This window comes from Pseudomonas sp. TJI-51 (assembly GCF_000190455.2).
In the GTDB taxonomy this organism is placed as follows: domain Bacteria; phylum Pseudomonadota; class Gammaproteobacteria; order Pseudomonadales; family Pseudomonadaceae; genus Aquipseudomonas; species Aquipseudomonas juntendi.
Window position 1 is genome coordinate 25,218 of sequence record NZ_AEWE02000122.1, and the last position, 17,751, is coordinate 42,968.

Here is a 17,751-nt window from a genome sequence, read left to right on the forward strand (position 1 = left end):
ACGGTCAGAGAATGTTGAATGGGATGGTGGTGACCACGCGGAACTCGTCCAGGCTGCCATCGGCCTGCGCCTTGCTGGCGCGGTGCGTGGTGTAGGTGGCGCGGATACTGGTGTCCTTCAACGGCCCGCTCTGCACCGCGTAGCTGGTGCCGATACCCCACTCGTAGTGGGTTTCGCCATCCAGGCCCCTCACGTCATAGGCGGTGCCACGGTAGTGGGTGCCATCGATGCCCCAGCCGCGGGCGTTGTACAGGTTGAACTTCAAGCCTGGCACGCCGTAGGGCGCCATGTTCAGCACGTAGGAAATCTGCAGGGATTTCTCGTTCGGGCCGTTGAAGTCCGAGAGCAACGAGTTGGCCAGGAAAATGCCGTTGGTTTCGTGCAGGTAGTCGAAGTATTCGTTGCCGTTGACCTGCTGCCACGAAGCGCTGAGGGTGTGCGCCTGGTGGGTCAGGCCGAACGACAGGCTGTAGGTGTCGTTGTCGATCTTGCCCATTTTCTGGCTGCCGGCGTCGACTGTCTTGTAGTAGTTCAGGCCAGTGGTCAGGCTGAGCACCGCACTGTCGCCAAGCACGTGGTTGGCGCCGAAGTAGTACTGGTTCCAGAAGTCATCGACTTTGGTGGCGTACAGGCTGGTGCTCAGGCTCTTGAACGGCTGGTAGTTGATGCCGGCAGTGCTGGCACGGTCGGTTTCCACGCCAGTGGCGCTGTACTCGCTGCGGAACTTGCTGAGGCTTTGCTCGGTACGCGGCGAAACGCGGTCGAAGGTGCCCAGGTCGAAGTTGAGGTTGTCGAACTCGGCGCTGTGCAGGAATACGCCCTGGAAGCTCGACGGCAGGGCACGGTTGCCGATGTAGGCGATCATGGGTGTGTCCACCGATTGCCTGCCCAGGGTGAGTGTGGTGTTGGACACGCGTGCCTTGATGTTGCCCAGGCCCAGCTTGCTCCACTGGCCGATGGGGTCGCCGTCGCTGTGGGTGAGGGTGCGGTTGTTGGGGCCGGCTACGGCCTGGCGGCTCTGCTGCAGCGCAATCGCATTGTAGCCGGCGGCCTCGACGGCGATGCCGACGGTACCCTCGGTAAAGCCGGAGCTGTAGTTGAGGATGGTGCCCTGCACCCAGTTCTCACGGCTGTGGGTGTCGTGGCGGGTGCCGTCGTTCTTGTAGTACTTCCACAGGGGGGCGCGCGCCGCGCGTTCGCGGGCGTACCAGTTACGGGTGCTGCCGGACAGGTTCTGCCCCTCGATAAAACCGCTGGCCTGGGCTTGCTCGCTGGTGCTCTTGAGGGTGATGGGAATGAACGCCTGGCTTTGCGGGTCAGCCTGGGCCATGGTGGTCACTGCACTGATGGATAAGGCCAGTGCGCTCAAGGTGAATAGTTTCAAGTTGAAGCTCCCTTTCTTTTCTAGTTATGGCCGGCCTTGTGGGCCGGGTGCTTGCTGCGGTGTTGCCAGGGTTGCCGCGGGGTTGCCGGGCTTGATCCGGACGCTGTGTTGCCTGTACCGGCGAAGCGGCCGGTGCAGGTTGGCCATCAGTCAACACTCACACCGGAGAAATCATTGCGCCCAAACGGGCTGACCTTGAATTGGGAAACCTTGACGCTGAGCGGCTGGTTGACGGTGGAATGGGCCACCGGGGTGATCGGCACCTGCTGCTTGAGGCGCTGCTGTGCCTGCTGGTACAGGGCGCTGCGTTGCACCGGGTCGCTCACGCGCTTGGCCTGCATGACCAGGCTGTCGTACTGCGGATCGCACCACTGCGAGTAGTTGTTGCTGCCAATGGCGGCGCAGCTGTAGAGGGTGCCCAGCCAGTTGTCGGGGTCGCCGTTGTCACCGGTCCAGCCGATCAGGGCGATGTCGTGCTCGCCGTTTTTCATGCGCTTTATGTATTCCCCCCACTCGTAGCTGACGATGCGCACCTTGAGGCCGAGTTTGTTCCAGTCGGCCTGCAGCATTTCGGCCATCAGCTTGGCGTTGGGGTTGTACGGGCGCTGCACCGGCATGGCCCACAAGGTGACCTCGGTACCTGGCGCTACGCCGGCCTGGCGCAGCAGTTGGCGGGCCTTTTCCGGGTTGTAAGGGGCATCCTTGAGGCTGTTGTCGTAGGACCATTGGGTCGGTGGCATGGCGTTGACTGCCAACTGGCCGGCGTCCTGGTACACCGCCTGGATGATGGCTTGCTTGTTCACCGCCATGTCCAGCGCCTGGCGTACTTCCAGGCGGTCGAACGGTGCATGGCGGGTGTTGTAGGCGATGTAGCCGAGGTTGAAGCCCGGCTGCTGCAGCACCTGCAGCTGGCTGTCGGCGCGAAGGGCCGGCAGGTCGGCGGGGCGCGGGTGCAGGGTGACCTGGCATTCGTTGCGGCGCAGTTTCTGGATGCGCACCGAGGGGTCTACGTTGATCGAAAACACCAGGTTGTCGAGCTTGACCTGCTCGGGGGCCCAGTAGGCCTTGTTGCCCTTGTAGCGGATCTGCGAGTCCTTCTGGTAGCGCTGGAACACGAACGGGCCGGTGCCGATCGGGTGCTGGTTGATGTCACTGGCACGCCCGCTGGCCAGCAGCTGCTCGGCGTACTCGGCAGAGAGGATCGAGGCGAAGCTCATGGCCAGGTTCTGAATGAATGCGGCATCCACCGCGTTCAGGGTGAACACCACGGTCAGAGGGTCGCGTTTCTCGACCCGGGCGATGTTCTTGTCCAGGCCCATGCTGATGAAATAGGGGAACTCGGTGGGGTAGGCCTGGCGGAACGGGTGGGCTTTGTCGAGCATGCGGTTGAAGGTGAACAGCACGTCGTCGGCATTGAAGTCGCGGCTGGGCGTGAAGGCCTTGTTGCTGTGGAACCTGACCCCTTCACGCAGGTGGAAGGTATAGCTCAAGCCGTCGTCGGACACCTCCCAGCGGGTAGCCAGGGCAGGGTGCACGGCGGTGCCGCCACGTTCGAACTCGACCAGGCGGTTGTAGATCGGTTCGGCGGCGTCGTTGTCGGTGGCGGTGGTGTACTGGGCGGTGTCGAAACCGGCAGGGCTGCCTTCGGAGCAGAACACCAGGCTGTTGGCGTACAGGTGGGGGGCCTGGCTGATCAGGCCCAGGGCCAGCAGGGCAGCAAGTCGGGTGGCGTGGCGCATGGCAAGTCCTTTTCCTCTGTTTGCACCGCCTACGGGTACGAATGGCGGCAACAGTGTGCCGACCCCGCAGCGGATAGCTGCAGGCCGACAGAAATCAGTGATTGGAGGGGAGGGCACCCACCGCCTGGCGGGTGCCGGGGCTACCCTATTTGTCCACGCTGACGCCGTAGAAGGCGTTCAGCGCGAACGGGCTGATCTTGAAGTCCTTCACCTTGACGCTCATCGGCTGGGAGACGGTGGAGTGGGCGATCGGGGTGATCGGCACCTGCTCCTTGAGGATGCGCTGTGCCTGCTGGTACAGCTCGGTGCGCTTGGCTTGGTCGGAGGTGGCCTTGGCCTGTTTGATCAGGCTGTCGTAGGGCTTGTAGCACCACTTGGAGAAGTTGTTGCCGTCAATGGCATCGCAGCCGTAGAGGGTGCCTAGCCAGTTGTCCGGGTCACCGTTGTCGCCGCTCCAGCCAATCAGCATGGCGCCCTGTTCGCCGGCTTTGGAGCGCTTGATGTACTCGCCCCACTCATAGCTGACAATTTTTGCCTTGATGCCGATCTTGGCCCAGTCGGACTGCAGCATTTCGGCCATCAGCTTGGCATTGGGGTTGTACGGGCGTTGCACGGGCATGGCCCACAGGGTGATTTCGGTGCCTTCCTTGATGCCGGCTTCCTTGAGCAGTTGTTTGGCTTTTTCCGGGTCGAACGGTGCGTCCTTGATGCTGGTGTCATACGACCACTGCGTGGGCGGCATGGCGTTGACCGCCAACTGGCCGGCGCCCTGGTAGACCGACTCGATGATGCGCTTCTTGTCCACGGCCATGTCCAGCGCCTGGCGCACTTTCAGCTGGGCCATGGGGTTGGGCTGGTTGCTGCCCTTGATCTGGTCCATCACGTTATAGGCGATGTAACCCAGGTTGAAGCCGGCCTGCTGGGGCATCTGCAGGTTCTTGTCGGCCTTCAGCGGCTCGATATCGGCCGGGCGTGGGAACAGGGTGACCTGGCATTCGTTCTTTTTCAGCTTCTGCATGCGCACCGAGGCGTCGGTGGTGATGGCGAAGATCAGGTTGTCGATCTTCACGTCCTCGGGCTTCCAGTAGTCCTTGTTGCCCTTGAAGCGGATCTGCGCGTCCTTCTGGTACTTGCTGAACACGAACGGGCCGGTGCCGATCGGCTTCTGGTTGATGTCGGCGGCCTTGCCGTTCTTGAGCAACTGGTCGGCGTATTCGGCGGACTGGATCGAGGCGAAGCTCATGGCCAGGTTCTGGATGAACGCTGCATCGACCTCGTTGAGGGTGAACTTGACGGTGTGCTCGTCAAGCTTCTCCAGCTTGGCGATGTTCTTGTCCATGCCCATGTCGGTGAAGTACGGGAACTCGGTCGGGTAGGCCTTGCGGAAGGGGTGGTCCTTGTCGAGCATGCGGTTGAAGGTGAACAGCACGTCGTCGGCGTTGAACGGGCGGGTCGGCTTGAAGTAGTCGGTGGTGTGGAACTTCACCCCCTCGCGCAGGTGGAAGGTGTAGGTCTTGCCATCGTCGGACACGTCCCAGCGGGTGGCCAGGCCGGGTATCACTGCAGTGCCGCCGCGTTCGAACTGCGTCAGGCGGTTGAAGACGGTTTCGGCCGAGGCGTCGAAGTCGGTGCCGGTAGTGTATTGCCCTGGATCGAAGCCGGCCGGGCTGCCTTCGGAGCAGAACACCAGGTTGGACGCGGCAAGTGCCGACGGAGCACCGGTGAGCAAGCCTGCACCGAGCAGGAACGGTATGACTGCGTGTTTGAGCATGGTGGCCTCATTTTTGTCATTTTTCGAGTGAGGTGGCCTCGTGAGCCGACCTGCGGATACTTATGCAGGGGATGTTCCCAATGCAACAGGTACAAGGATAGTTGGCGCCGGAAATGTGGCACGAACGTACATGGATGTCGCATCGCTATAACTTTCGGCGAAGTTAAACGTTTGCGTGGGCAAAATGATGGCTTTTTTCGAGGTGTTTCGAGGCGGGAATTTTGTAGGATGCACCTGAACGGTGCGTAAGAAAGGTCTGAAACGCTTTTTTCAGCCCCCACACGGCCCCTGTAGGAGCGGCCTTGCGTCGCGATGGGCCGCGCGCAGCGGCCCCCTGTGCAGCACACTGCTACAGCAGGGGAGCGCCCCCGGCCCGTCGCGACCCCAGGCCGCCGAGACCGGCGCTAGTTGCTTAAGGCATCTGCACTTCAATCAACCCATCAGCATTCATGCTCACCTCGCTGGTACCGGCTTCGATGTCGGGCGCCGGCGCCGCTTCATCTGCGCTCATGGCCTTCATGGCCATGGGGGCGCTGCGCAGGTACGGCCGTGGGTAGCCGCTGCTGTTCAGGTTCAGGCTGACCACTTTGTAGCCTGTGCCGCCCAAGGCTTGCGTGGCCAGTTGTGCACGGGCCTTGAACGCATCCACGGCATCCTTGAGCAGCTCGTCTTCGCTGGACTTGCGCGTGGCCGGCGCGATGGAGAAGTCCATGCCACCCATTTTCAGCTCTTGCAGCAGGTCGGCGGTCAGTTGCGAGAGGGCCGGGAAATCGGCGCTTTCCAGGCGCAGCTCGGCGCGCTCACGCCAGCCGGTGATCTTCTGGCCTTTGCTGTCGTAAACGGGGTAGCTGTTGCGGCTGCCCTGGCTGATCTTCACATCCTTGACCTGGCGCGACTGCTGCACGGCCTTGTTCATGGTTTCTGTGATCTGCTTGGCGAGCTTGCCGGGGTCGCTGTTCTGCGCTTCGCTATACAAGGTCACGACCATCAGGTCGCGCGCCACTTCCTTGCTGACCTCGGCGCGCAGCGATACCTGGTTGTAGCGCGGTTCATCGGCCGCCAGTGCCGGCAGGCTGGCGAGCAGGCCGCAAGACATGATCAGGGCGGCGCCGTGACGTGGAATGTGCATGTGGTACTCCTTGGCAATAAAAGGCGTGGGCGCTGGTCATCCATGCCACGCATGGCCAATCAGACCGGCATCAGTGTAGTGGGTTCAACAGTGCCATCATGACAGTGTGACAAAGTGTGGCGCTTTGCCGCAGCGCTGCAGCAGGGGGCCCGGCTTCGGTATACTCCAGCCGATTTTCTGGAGCACTCATCAGGAGAGCTCATGCTCGCCGCCGTACAACCGTTGTCCGCTACCCGCCAGAACCTCTGGCGCCTGACCGTCATTCGTGTGCTGGTTCTGGCTGCCCAGGCCGGCTCGGTCGGTGTCGCCTACTGGACCGAATTGCTGCCCTTACCCTGGCTATCGCTGGCCGGTACCTTGGCCTTGTCGTCGCTGCTGTGTGCCTTCACCGCCCTGCGCCTGCGCTTGTCGGTGCCCGTCACCGAAATGGAATACGCCCTGCAGCTGGCCTGTGACCTGTTGATCCACAGTGCCTTGCTGTATTACTCCGGCGGCTCGACCAACCCGTTCGTGTCCTACTACCTGGTACCGTTGGCCATTGCCGCAGTGACCCTGCCGTGGCTGTATTCGCTGATCCTGTCCGGTATCGCCCTGACCGCCTACAGCTTGCTGCTGGTGCAGTTCTACCCGCTCGAAGGCCTGCCCATGGCGCGGGACAAGATGCAGGTGTACGGCATGTGGCTGAGTATTGCCCTGGCGGCGGCGGTGATCACCTTCTTCGCGGCACGCATGGCTGAAGAGCTGCGGCGCCAGGAGCAACTGCGCTCCGAGCGGCGTGAAGAAAGCCTGCGCGACGAGCAGTTGCTGGCCGTAGCCACCCAGGCCGCCGGCGCCGCTCATGAGCTGGGTACGCCGCTGGCCACCATGAGTGTGCTGATCAATGAAATGCGCCAGGACCACACCGACCCGCTGTTGCAGGAAGACCTGCAAATCCTTCAGGACCAGGTGAAGCTGTGCAAGGAAACCCTGCAGCAACTGGTACGCGCCGCTGAAGCCAACCGCCGCCTGGCGGTGGTCGAGCAGGATGTCACCGCCTGGCTGGACGAAGCGCTGAACCGCTGGCACCTGATGCGCCCGGAAAGCAGCTACCGCTTCCAGCGCCTGCGTGACGGCCAGGTGCCGCGCCTGACCCCGCCACCGGACCTGACCCAGGCGCTGCTGAACCTGTTGAACAATGCGGCCGATGCCTGCCCCGATGACCTTGAAGTGCGCCTTGACTGGGACGCTCAGGATATCGTGATCAGCATCCGCGACCATGGCCCTGGCGTGCCGCCGGCCATTGCCGAAGCCATCGGCAAACCCTTCATTACCACCAAGGGCAAAGGTTTCGGCCTGGGCCTGTTCTTGAGCAAGGCCAGCGTGACCCGTGCGGGCGGTTCGGTAAAACTTTATAGTCATGAGCAGGGTGGCACCCTGACCGAACTGCGCCTGCCCTATGGCAAGCGAGGAGATGAATGATGAGCGAAGAAAACCAGGTCGAGAGCGAAGAGCTGCCGCACCTGCTGCTGGTGGATGACGATGCCACCTTCACCCGGGTCATGGCGCGCGCCATGAGCCGTCGCGGGTTCCGCGTGAGCATTGCCGGTTCCGCCGAAGAGGGCTTGATCCTGGCCCAGCAGGACCTGCCGGACTACGCCACGCTGGACTTGAAGATGGACGGCGACTCCGGCCTGGTGCTGCTGCCCAAGCTGCTGGAGCTGGACCCGGAAATGCGCGTGGTGATCCTGACCGGTTATTCGAGCATTGCCACAGCGGTGGAGGCGGTCAAGCGCGGCGCCTGCAACTACCTGTGCAAACCGGCTGATGCCGACGACGTGCTGGCGGCGTTGCTGTCGGAGCACACCGACCTGGACGCGTTGGTGCCGGAAAACCCGATGTCGGTCGACCGCCTGCAGTGGGAGCATATCCAGCGTGTGCTGACCGAGCACGATGGCAATATTTCGGCCACCGCACGGGCGCTGGGCATGCACCGGCGGACCTTGCAGCGCAAACTGCAGAAGCGTCCGGTTCGGCGCTGATTCATATTGCCTGTACCGGCCCCATCGCTGGCAAGCTGGCGATAGGGCCGGTGTGGACAGAAATTTATCTGTAACACCCCGCGATCCCCGCAAATCCCGGCTGTTGGCGTATCATTGCCACCTGACGGCAACCCCTCCAGGATCGCTAGCGCATGCTCGCCCTTCTCATCCAGACGCTGAATATCACGGCACCGGTTTTCGCCATGCTGTTCATGGGCGTGCTGCTCAAACGCATTCGCCTGATCGACGACAACTTCAACCAGGTCGCTTCGCAGCTGGTGTTCAACGTGTGCATGCCGGCCCTGCTGTTCCTGGGCATCTACCACGCTGACCTGGCTACGGCGGTCCAGCCCGGTGTCATCCTGTACTTCATCGTCGCGACCCTGATCGGCTTCGCCCTTGCCTGGGGCATGGCTATCTGGCGCAGCCCCATGGCCGATCGCGGTATCTATGCCCAAGGCGCCTTTCGCGGCAACAACGGCGTCATTGGCCTGGCCTTGGCCGCCAGCCTGTACGGGGACTATGGTATTTCCCTGGGGGCGGTACTCGCCGGCGTGGTCATCCTCATGTACAACTCGCTGTCCGCGGTGGTGCTGGCGGTGTACAGCCCGGACCTCAAGTCCGACCCCTGGAGCATCTGCAAGAGCATTTTCAGCAACCCGCTGATCATCAGCGTATTGGTCGCCACCCCGATGGCCTACGGCCAGGTGCCGCTGCCCAACTGGTTGCTCACTTCAGGCGACTATCTGGCGCAGATGACCCTGCCACTGGCGCTGATCTGCATCGGCGGCACCCTGTCGCTGGCGGCACTGCGCGACAGTGGCCGCCTGGCCATCGATGCCAGCCTGGTGAAGATGGTGTGGTTACCGCTGCTCGGCACTCTGGGTGCCTGGCTGTGTGGTTTTCGCGGCGCGGAGCTGGGCATTCTGTTCCTGTACATCGGTAGCCCGACGGCGGCCGCCAGCTACGTGATGGCGCGCGCGGCCAACGGCAACCACCAATTGGCGGCGTCGATCATCGTGATCACCACGTTGATGGCAGCAATCACCACCAACATTGGTATTTTCATCTTGCAGTGGGGCGGATGGATCTAGATCCTCGACTGCAAACAACAGCAACAGCACTGCCTCACTGAGCTAAAGGACACTTCATGCAAGACCAGAGCACGCCCGAGCGGTTACAGCGCGGGCTGAAGAATCGCCACATCCAGCTGATTGCGCTGGGTGGGGCCATCGGTACCGGGCTGTTCCTGGGCATCGCCCAGACCATCCAGCTGGCTGGCCCATCGGTACTGCTGGGTTACGCCATCGCCGGCCTGATGGCCTTCCTGATCATGCGCCAGTTGGGTGAAATGGTGGTGGAAGAGCCGGTTGCCGGTAGCTTCAGCCATTTTGCCCACCAGTACTGGAGCGAGTTCGCCGGTTTCGTCTCGGGCTGGAACTACTGGGTGGTGTACGTGCTGGTCGGCATGGCCGAGCTCACGGCTGTGGGTATCTACGTGCAGTACTGGTGGCCGGAATTCCCGACCTGGGCCACTGCGGCGATCTTTTTCGTGGTGATCAACCTGATCAACCTTACCCAGGTAAAGGTCTATGGCGAAATGGAGTTCTGGTTCGCCTTGGTCAAGGTGGTGGCCATTGTCAGCATGATCGGCTTCGGTGCCTGGTTGCTGAGCAGCGGGCAGGGCGGCGCCGATGCCAGCGTAGCCAACCTGTGGCAGTACGGCGGGTTCTTCCCCAATGGCGTCAGCGGCCTGGTGATGGCGTTGGCGGTGATCATGTTCTCGTTCGGCGGCCTGGAGCTGGTGGGCATTACCGCTGCCGAGGCCGACAACCCGCGCCAGAGCATTCCCAAGGCCACCAACCAGGTGGTGTACCGTATCCTCATTTTCTACATCGGCGCGCTGGCCGTGCTGCTGTCGTTGTACCCGTGGCAGAAGGTGGTGCAAGGCGGTAGCCCGTTCGTGATGATCTTCCACGAACTGGACAGCGACCTTGTGGCCACCATTCTCAACATTGTGGTGCTTACCGCGGCGCTGTCGGTGTACAACAGCTGCGTGTATGCCAACAGCCGCATGCTGTTCGGCCTGGCCAGCCAGGGCGATGCGCCGCGCCAGTTGCTGAAGGTCAGCCGCAGCGGCGTGCCCCTGACCGCACTGGGGGTATCGGCGTTCGCCACCGGCTTGTGCGTAGTGATCAATTACCTGATGCCGGGCGAGGCCTTTGGCTTGTTGATGGCCCTGGCGGTATCGGCGCTGGTGATCAACTGGGCGAGCATCAGCATCACCCACCTGAAGTTCCGCAAAGCCAAGCTGGCCGCGGGCATCACCCCGTTCTACAAGAGCCTGGGGCACCCGCTGACCAACTACCTGTGCCTGGCATTCATCGTGTTGATCCTGGTGGTGATGTACCTGACCCCGCCGATTCGCATTTCAGTGATGCTGATACCGGCATGGATTGCCGCGCTGTGGGTGGCCTTCAAGCTGAAGAAGGCTCGCCAGGCGAAGTACTGAGTCGAGCTTGTGCGTGAGGGGCAGGCCGCCAGCCTTTCGCCGCCTGGTGGCCCTGGCGCGTCGCCTATCCATGCCCCTCAGTGCTGCCGTCGCCAGGCGCGCACGGTGGTGTACAGCAGCACCAGGGCCAGTACCGGCAGCACGTAGAACAGCATCAGCCGCTCAAGGCGGCCGGCCAGCGGCAGCCCCATGGTGAAGGCCGCGACGTGCAGGCCATAAGCCAGGTACAGGCACAGGAAGACCAGCCCTTCGGCGCGGGTAATGCGGTAGCCGGAATAGAACACCGGCATACTCAGTACGGCAACGCCGAGCATCACGGGCAGGTCGAACGACAGTGCATTGGGTGAAATCGACAGCGGCTGTGGGGTCACCAGTGCGGTCAGGCCCAGCACCGCCAGCAGGTTGAACAGGTTGCTGCCAATGACCGTGCCCACGGCGATCTCCCGCTCGCCCCGCAGGGCCGCAATCAAGGCAGCGGCCAATTCCGGCAGGGAGGTGCACACAGCGACCACGGTCAGCCCTATGACGCGCTCGGACAGGCCCAGGTCGGTGGCCACCTCGACGGCGGCTTCAAGCAGCAAGTGGCCTGCCAGGGTCAACAGGCCCAGGCCGAACAGCACCTGCAGCACGGTGGCTGGCCAGAAGCGCCCGGCGCTGGCCTGGGCGGCATCGGGGGCAGGGTAGGTGCGTGCGTAATGGCGCGACTGGTGCCAGAGCATGGCCAGGTAGCCGGCCAGGCCCAGCAACAGCAACCCGCCTTCGAACCGGCCCAGCTGGCCGTTGGCGCACAGTGCGTAGACCAGGCCGCTGGCGAGGATCATCAGCGGTATGTCCAGGCGTACCAACTGGCGCGAAACCCGCAGTGGGATAATCAATGCGGCCAGGCCGAGCACTACCAGCACATTGAAGATATTGCTGCCGACCACGCTGCCGACCGCTACATCCGGCGCGCCCTGGTAGGCCGCCTGCAGGCTGACGGTCAACTGTGGTGCGGTGCTGCCGAAGGCGACCAGGCTCAGGCCGATGATCAGCGGGCGCACGTGCAGGCGCTGCGCCAGGCGCAGGGCTGCGCGCACCAGCAGTTCGGCGCCGCCTACCAGCAACAGCAGGGCTGTGCCCAGTTGCAGCAGGCTGAAAGTGGGAAGGGTGGCCAAGTCGAAAATGGTCGAACTCCTGTCGCGTCAGTCGCTAAGCCCTTGTACCCGCACCCGCGCTGTGCCGCTACGCAGCATGCCGATTTTTTCGGCGGCGGCGCGTGACAGGTCGATCAGCCGGCCGCGGGTATGCGGGCCACGGTCGTTGATGCGTACCACCACACTGCGCTGGTTGGCCATGTTGGTCACCAGAACGCGGCTGCCAAACGGCAGGCTGCGGTGGGCGGCGGTAAAGCCGTGCTGGTTGAACGGTTCGCCGCTGGCGGTGCGTTTGCCGTGGTGGCGCGAGCCGTAATAGGAAGCGGTGCCGGTCTGGTCGTAACCGCGCGGGTCGATGTCATGGCTGGCGCAGCCGGCCAGGAACGAAAACAGGGCGAGGGTGCCGAGGGATCGTTTTAGCAAGTCAGGTGCTCTCCTAGTGCGACGCTCCCACAGGTCGGCGCTGTACCTGTGGGAGCGGGCATGCCCGCGAACGAGGGCGAAGCCCTCGCAGGACTACAGGGACAAAACAATCACCCTTCGAGCTTGGCCTTGAGCATTTGGTTCACCTGCCCCGGGTTGGCCTTGCCTTTGGAGGCTTTCATGGCCTGGCCGACGAAGAAGCCGAACATCTTGCCACGCTTGGCTTCATCAGCCGCGCGGTACTGTTCCACCTGCTCGGCATTGGCGGCCAGCATTTCGTCGAGCATCTTCTCGATTGCGCCGGTGTCGGTGACCTGCTTCAGGCCTTTGCTTTCGATGATGCTGTCGGCATCGCCTTCACCGCCAGCCATGGCTTCGAACACGGTCTTGGCGATCTTGCCGCTGATGGTGTTATCGCGGATGCGCAGCAGCATGCCACCCAGTTGCGCAGCGCTGACCGGTGCCTGGTCGATCTCCACGCCCAACTTGTTCAGCAGGCTCCCCAGTTCGACCATGACCCAGTTGGCGGCCAGCTTGGCGTCACCGCCAATTTTCACCACTTCTTCGAAGTAGTCGGCCTGTTCGCGGCTGGAGGCCAGCACGTTGGCATCGTAGGCCGACAGGCCGTACTGGCGCTGGAAGCGCTCGACCTTCTGCGGCGGCAGCTCGGGCAGGGCAGCGCGGATGCTGTCGAGGTAGCTGTCTTCGATCACGACCGGCAGCAGGTCCGGGTCGGGGAAGTAACGGTAGTCGTTGGCTTCCTCTTTGCTGCGCATGGAACGGGTTTCATCTTTGTTCGGGTCGTATAGGCGGGTTTCCTGCACCACCTTGCCGCCATCCTCGATCAGGTCGATCTGGCGCTGGATCTCGCTGTTGATGGCACGCTCGATGAAGCGGAACGAGTTGACGTTCTTGATCTCGCAGCGGGTACCGAATTCAGCCTGGCCTTTCGGGCGGATCGACACGTTGCAGTCGCAACGCAGCGAGCCCTCGGCCATGTTGCCGTCGCAGATGCCCAGGTAGCGCACCAGTGCGTGGATCGCCTTGACGTACGCCACGGCCTCCTTGGCGCTGCGCATGTCAGGCTCGGACACGATCTCCAGCAGCGGTGTGCCGGCGCGGTTCAGGTCAATGCCGGTAGAGCCGCTGAAGTCTTCGTGCAGGCTTTTGCCTGCGTCTTCTTCCAAGTGCGCGCGGGTGACCCCGATGCGCTTGATGGTGCCGTCTTCCAGGGCGATGTCCAAGTGGCCCTTGCCGACGATCGGCAGGTCCATCTGGCTGATCTGGTAGCCCTTGGGCAGGTCCGGGTAGAAGTAGTTCTTGCGCGCGAACACGTTGCGCTTGCCGATCTCGGCATCGATGGCCAGGCCGAACATGCAGGCCATGCGCACGGCTTCCTGGTTCAGCACCGGCAAAACGCCCGGCATGCCCAGGTCAACCAGGCTGGCCTGGGTATTCGGCTCGGAGCCGAAGGTGGTAGCGCTGCCGGAGAAGATCTTCGACTGGGTGGCGAGCTGAGTGTGGATTTCCAGCCCGATCACAACTTCCCATTGCATGTGTGAACTCCTCAGAAGCCGTTGGGGGCACGGGTGTGCCAGTCGGTCACTTGCTGGTAGCGGTGCGCGACGTTGAGCAACCGGCCTTCCTGGAAGTACGGCGCCAGCAGCTGTACGCCGACCGGCAGGCCGTCGACGAAGCCCGCGGGCATCGACAGGCCCGGCAGGCCTGCCAGGTTGGCGGTGATGGTGTAGATGTCTTCGAGGTAGGCGGCGACCGGGTCGCTGCTCTTGGCGCCCAGCTTCCAGGCCGGGTTCGGCGTGGTCGGGCCAAGGATCAGGTCAACCTCGTTGAAGGCGGCCATGAAGTCGTTCTTGATCAGGCGGCGGATCTGTTGCGCCTTCACGTAGTACGCGTCGTAGTAGCCGGCCGACAGGGCGTAGGTGCCGACCATGATGCGGCGCTGGACTTCAACGCCGAAACCTTCGCCACGCGAACGCTTGTACAGGTCGGTCAGGTCTTTGGGCGCCTCGCAGCGGTAGCCGAAGCGCACACCGTCGAAACGCGACAGGTTGGACGAGGCCTCGGCAGGTGCGATCACGTAGTACGCGGCAATGGCGTGCTGCATGTTCGGCAGGCTGATTTCCTTGACCACGGCACCGAGCTTTTCCAGCTCCTTGACGCTGGCCTGCACCAGGTCGGCAATGCGTGGGTCCAGGCCTGCACCGAAGTACTCCTTGGGCAGGCCGATGCGCAGGCCCTGCAAGGAGGCGCCGAGGTTGGCGCTGTAGTCCGGCACCGGCTCTTCGATGCTGGTGGAGTCCTTGGCGTCGAAGCCGGCCATGCCTTGCAGCAGCAAGGCGCAGTCTTCGGCGGTGCGCGCCAGTGGGCCACCCTGGTCGAGGCTGGAAGCGTAGGCGATCATGCCCCAGCGCGAAACACGACCGTACGTCGGTTTCAGGCCGGTGAGGTTGGTCAGCGCCGCCGGCTGGGGGGGGGGNNGACCCGCCGGTGTCGGTGCCGGTGGTGGCTGGCAGCAGGCGCGCCGCCACGGCCGCGGCAGAACCGCCGGACGAGCCGCCTGGCACGTGTTCCAGGTTCCACGGGTTCTTCACCGCGCCGTAGTGGCTGGATTCGTTGGCCGAACCCATGGCGAACTCGTCCATGTTGGTCTTGCCCAGGGTGACCATGCCGGCTTCGGCCAGCTTGGCGACCACGGTGGCGTCATACGGCGCCTTGAAGTTGTCGAGCATCTTCGAGCCGCAGCTGGTGCGCACGCCGTTGGTGCAGAACAGGTCCTTGTGGGCGATGGGCGCACCCAACAGCGCGCCGGTCTCGCCAGCGGCGCGACGGGCGTCGGCGGCACGCGCCTGGCCCAGGGCCAGCTCGTCGGTGACGCTGATGAAGCTGTTGAGCTGTGGGTCGAGCTGCTTGATGCGCGCCAGCAGCGTGCCGGTCAGCTCTTCGGAAGAAAACGACTTGTCGGCGAGTCCGCGGGCGATCTCGGCCAGGGTCAATTGGTGCATGGCAGGCTCTATCCCTTACTCGATGACTTTGGGAACCAGGTACAGACCGCTTTCGGTCGATGGCGCGATGGCCTGGTAGGCGTCGCGCTGGTTGCTTTCGGTGACCTGGTCGGGACGCAGGCGCTGGCTGGCCTCCAGCGGGTGAGCCAGAGGCTCGATGCCAGTGGTGTCGACAGCTTGCATCTGGTCGACCAGCCCAAGAATGCTGTTGAGGGCGTCGGTAATGCGTGGCAGTTCGCCATCATTCAGGCCCAGGCGGGCCAGATGGGCGATCTTTTCCACGTCGCAGCGTTCAAGCGCCATGGGGATCTCCAAGGGAAACAAAGAACGGAATTTAGGTCCGCAGTGAGGAACATGTCAGCTTTTTGGCGGTCTAACAGCCGCGAATTTCTGCTGGCGTGCTCGGAAAAACAGCCAATTTAACATATTGGCTCCTTGCCCAAAATCCCTGCCATTGTTAGAGTTTGCCGCACTTTTTTACCCACGCTTTCCCCAGGGTCACTTTCCCATGTTCAAGAAACTGCGTGGCATGTTTTCCAGCGATCTTTCCATCGACCTGGGTACTGCCAACACCCTTATTTACGTGCGTGAGCGCGGTATCGTCCTGAATGAGCCCTCGGTTGTTGCCATCCGTACCCATGGCAACCAGAAAAGCGTCGTCGCCGTCGGTACCGAAGCCAAACGCATGCTGGGCCGTACGCCTGGCAACATTGCAGCCATTCGTCCGATGAAGGACGGCGTGATCGCCGACTTCAGCGTTTGCGAAAAAATGTTGCAATATTTCATCAACAAGGTTCACGAGAACAGCTTCCTGCAGCCAAGCCCGCGCGTGCTGATCTGCGTACCGTGCAAATCGACCCAGGTAGAGCGCCGCGCCATTCGCGAGTCGGCCCTGGGTGCCGGTGCCCGTGAAGTGTTCCTGATCGAAGAGCCAATGGCTGCCGCCATCGGCGCCGGCCTGCCGGTAGAAGAGGCCCGCGGTTCGATGGTCGTCGATATCGGTGGCGGCACCACCGAAATCGCCCTGATCTCGCTCAACGGTGTGGTCTACGCCGAGTCCGTGCGTGTTGGCGGTGACCGCTTCGACGAAGCCATCGTGACCTACGTGCGCCGCAACTACGGCAGCCTGATCGGCGAGTCCACCGCCGAGCGCATCAAGCAGGAAATCGGCACTGCCTACCCGGGCGGCGAAGTGCGCGAAGTCGACGTGCGTGGCCGTAACCTGGCCGAAGGCGTGCCGCGTGCCTTCACCCTGAACTCCAACGAAGTGCTCGAAGCGCTGCAGGAGTCGCTGGCGACCATCGTTCAGGCAGTGAAGAGCGCCCTCGAGCAATCGCCGCCCGAGCTGGCCTCCGACATCGCCGAGCGTGGCCTGGTGTTGACCGGTGGTGGTGCGCTGCTGCGTGACCTCGACAAGCTGCTGGCCCAGGAAACCGGCCTGCCGGTGATCGTCGCCGAAGACCCGCTGACCTGTGTCGCCCGTGGCGGTGGTCGCGCCCTGGAGATGATGGACAAGCACGCGATGGACCTGCTCTCCAGCGAGTGATCCTGCTCGCGGTTCATGAGCGCCCGGTTTACAGGTAGTACGCACAGTGCTACCTGTATGTGCTGGGCTGGCGCCCACACGGGCGCCGTATCCGTCAACCCGCAACCAGGCTGGTGCGTTGTCCCATGTCCAATGACCTCCTGAGTCGTCCACGAGGAACGGCCCATTAAACCGCTTTTCTCCAAGGGCCCTTCGCTGGGCGTTCGCCTGCTCGTTCTGGTGGTGCTGTCAGTCGCGTTGATGGTTGTCGACGCGCGCTTCGACGTGCTCAAACCGGTGCGCAGCCAGATGGGCCTGGTGCTGATGGAGTCGTACTGGATCACCGACTTGCCGCAGCGTGCCTGGCAGGGCGTGGCGGGGGGGGGGGCCAGTTCGGTAGCCGCACCGAACTGATTGCCGAAAACGAGAAGCTCAAGACCGAGGCCCTGCTGCTCCAGGGGCGCCTGCAGAAGCTGGCGGCCCTGACCGAGCAGAACGTGCGCCTGCGCGAATTGCTCAACTCCTCGGCGCTGGTCAACGAAAAGGTCGAAGTGGCCGAGCTGATCGGGGTCGACCCCAACCCCTTCACGCACCGTATCCTGATCAACAAGGGTGAGCGTGACGGCGTGTTCCTTGGCCAGCCGGTGCTCGATGCCCGCGGCCTGATGGGGCAGGTGGTCGAGTTGATGCCCTATACCTCGCGGGTGCTGCTGCTGACCGACACCACCCACAGCATTCCGGTGCAGGTCAACCGCAATGGCTTGCGCGCGATCGCCAGCGGTACCGGTAACCCCGAGCGCCTGGAATTGCGCCATGTGGCCGATACTGCCGACATCAAGGAAGGCGACCTGCTGGTCAGTTCCGGCATGGGCCAGCGCTTCCCGGCCGGCTACCCGGTGGCCACCGTCAATGAAGTGATCCACGACTCCGGCCAGCCGTTCGCTATCGTGCGTGCCACCCCCCCCGCCGCGCTCACCCGCAGCCGCTACATGCTGTTGGTGTTCAGTGACCGGCGCACCCCAGAGCAGCGTGCCACCGATGCTGCCATGGCCCAGGAAGAAGCCGACCGCAAGGGCACCGCGCCCGCCGGCCAG

General features: G+C 63.1%; 13 protein-coding genes and 2 pseudogenes. 6 read left to right on the forward strand and 9 right to left on the reverse strand.

The window, feature by feature from the left end:
* Window positions 1-4 precede the first annotated feature (4 nt).
* The 4 genes from G1E_RS23020 to G1E_RS23035 form a co-directional block, all read right to left on the reverse strand.
* Window positions 5-1,384, reverse strand: coding sequence for an OprD family porin (locus G1E_RS23020; RefSeq protein WP_009685153.1), 1,380 nt, complete (start codon window positions 1,382-1,384; stop codon window positions 5-7).
* A 146-nt stretch (window positions 1,385-1,530) separates the two neighbouring features.
* On the reverse strand, window positions 1,531-3,123 hold the full coding sequence (locus G1E_RS23025; protein ID WP_047150134.1) for an ABC transporter substrate-binding protein: 1,593 nt from the start codon (window positions 3,121-3,123) through the stop codon (window positions 1,531-1,533).
* A 145-nt stretch (window positions 3,124-3,268) separates the two neighbouring features.
* Window positions 3,269-4,894 carry an ABC transporter substrate-binding protein gene (locus G1E_RS23030; RefSeq protein ID WP_047150135.1) on the reverse strand — a complete coding sequence of 542 codons (1,626 nt, stop codon included), beginning with the start codon at window positions 4,892-4,894 and terminating at the stop codon, window positions 3,269-3,271.
* Window positions 4,895-5,306: 412 nt separating this feature from the next.
* Window positions 5,307-6,023, reverse strand: a complete 717-nt coding sequence (locus tag G1E_RS23035; protein ID WP_009685157.1) for an SIMPL domain-containing protein — start codon at window positions 6,021-6,023, stop codon at window positions 5,307-5,309.
* Window positions 6,024-6,224: 201 nt separating this feature from the next.
* Between G1E_RS23035 and G1E_RS23040 the strand changes: the two genes are divergently transcribed.
* The 4 genes from G1E_RS23040 (at window position 6,225) to G1E_RS23055 (ending at window position 10,553) form a co-directional block, all read left to right on the forward strand.
* Window positions 6,225-7,481, forward strand: coding sequence for an ATP-binding protein (locus tag G1E_RS23040; protein ID WP_009685158.1), 1,257 nt, complete (start codon window positions 6,225-6,227; stop codon window positions 7,479-7,481).
* Complete coding sequence (locus G1E_RS23045) at window positions 7,481-8,041, forward strand: response regulator transcription factor (RefSeq protein ID WP_009685159.1); 561 nt, start codon at window positions 7,481-7,483, stop codon at window positions 8,039-8,041. The genes G1E_RS23040 and G1E_RS23045 overlap by 1 nt, the downstream gene beginning before the upstream one ends.
* Window positions 8,042-8,193: 152 nt before the next feature.
* Window positions 8,194-9,135: an AEC family transporter gene (locus G1E_RS23050; protein WP_047150136.1), complete on the forward strand. Its 942-nt coding sequence runs from the start codon at window positions 8,194-8,196 to the stop codon at window positions 9,133-9,135.
* A 56-nt stretch (window positions 9,136-9,191) separates the two neighbouring features.
* A complete protein-coding gene (locus G1E_RS23055) occupies window positions 9,192-10,553 on the forward strand; it encodes an amino acid permease (protein ID WP_009685162.1) in 1,362 nt (453 codons plus the stop codon).
* 77 nt (window positions 10,554-10,630) lie between these two features.
* On the opposite strand, the gene G1E_RS23060 is transcribed toward G1E_RS23055, so the two are convergent.
* From G1E_RS23060 to gatC, 5 genes and pseudogenes are all read right to left on the reverse strand, one after another.
* Complete coding sequence (locus tag G1E_RS23060; protein ID WP_029888090.1) at window positions 10,631-11,674, reverse strand: calcium/sodium antiporter; 1,044 nt, start codon at window positions 11,672-11,674, stop codon at window positions 10,631-10,633.
* Window positions 11,675-11,734: 60 nt separating this feature from the next.
* The gene (locus G1E_RS23065; protein WP_009685164.1) at window positions 11,735-12,109 is read right to left on the reverse strand and encodes a septal ring lytic transglycosylase RlpA family protein; all 375 of its coding nucleotides are present in this window, start codon (window positions 12,107-12,109) and stop codon (window positions 11,735-11,737) included.
* A gap of 110 nt (window positions 12,110-12,219) precedes the next feature.
* The gene (gatB, locus tag G1E_RS23070) at window positions 12,220-13,665 is read right to left on the reverse strand and encodes an Asp-tRNA(Asn)/Glu-tRNA(Gln) amidotransferase subunit GatB (RefSeq protein ID WP_009685165.1); all 1,446 of its coding nucleotides are present in this window, start codon (window positions 13,663-13,665) and stop codon (window positions 12,220-12,222) included.
* Between the two features lie 11 nt (window positions 13,666-13,676).
* Window positions 13,677-15,132: pseudogene (gene gatA / locus G1E_RS23075) on the reverse strand (Asp-tRNA(Asn)/Glu-tRNA(Gln) amidotransferase subunit GatA).
* A 15-nt stretch (window positions 15,133-15,147) separates the two neighbouring features.
* Window positions 15,148-15,435 carry an Asp-tRNA(Asn)/Glu-tRNA(Gln) amidotransferase subunit GatC gene (gene gatC, locus G1E_RS23080; protein ID WP_003255165.1) on the reverse strand — a complete coding sequence of 96 codons (288 nt, stop codon included), beginning with the start codon at window positions 15,433-15,435 and terminating at the stop codon, window positions 15,148-15,150.
* Between the two features lie 205 nt (window positions 15,436-15,640).
* Between gatC and mreB the strand changes: the two genes are divergently transcribed.
* Both mreB and mreC read left to right on the forward strand, forming a co-directional pair.
* The gene (gene mreB, locus G1E_RS23085) at window positions 15,641-16,678 is read left to right on the forward strand and encodes a rod shape-determining protein MreB (protein ID WP_003255163.1); all 1,038 of its coding nucleotides are present in this window, start codon (window positions 15,641-15,643) and stop codon (window positions 16,676-16,678) included.
* 240 nt (window positions 16,679-16,918) lie between these two features.
* Window positions 16,919-17,751: pseudogene (gene mreC, locus G1E_RS23090) on the forward strand (rod shape-determining protein MreC); the annotation flags it as partial.

Bases quoted from the DNA above. Each gene is read 5' to 3' on its own strand.
- G1E_RS23055 (WP_009685162.1), top strand. From the start codon at position 9,192: ATGCAAGACCAGAGCACGCCCGAGCGGTTACAGCGCGGGCTGAAGAAT.
- mreB (WP_003255163.1), top strand. From the start codon at position 15,641: ATGTTCAAGAAACTGCGTGGCATGTTTTCCAGCGATCTTTCCATCGAC.
- G1E_RS23030 (WP_047150135.1), bottom strand. From the start codon at position 4,894: ATGCTCAAACACGCAGTCATACCGTTCCTGCTCGGTGCAGGCTTGCTC.
- gatC (WP_003255165.1), bottom strand. From the start codon at position 15,435: ATGGCGCTTGAACGCTGCGACGTGGAAAAGATCGCCCATCTGGCCCGC.
- G1E_RS23035 (WP_009685157.1), bottom strand. From the start codon at position 6,023: ATGCACATTCCACGTCACGGCGCCGCCCTGATCATGTCTTGCGGCCTG.
- G1E_RS23045 (WP_009685159.1), top strand. From the start codon at position 7,481: ATGAGCGAAGAAAACCAGGTCGAGAGCGAAGAGCTGCCGCACCTGCTG.
- G1E_RS23040 (WP_009685158.1), top strand. From the start codon at position 6,225: ATGCTCGCCGCCGTACAACCGTTGTCCGCTACCCGCCAGAACCTCTGG.
- gatB (WP_009685165.1), bottom strand. From the start codon at position 13,665: ATGCAATGGGAAGTTGTGATCGGGCTGGAAATCCACACTCAGCTCGCC.
- G1E_RS23050 (WP_047150136.1), top strand. From the start codon at position 8,194: ATGCTCGCCCTTCTCATCCAGACGCTGAATATCACGGCACCGGTTTTC.
- G1E_RS23025 (WP_047150134.1), bottom strand. From the start codon at position 3,123: ATGCGCCACGCCACCCGACTTGCTGCCCTGCTGGCCCTGGGCCTGATC.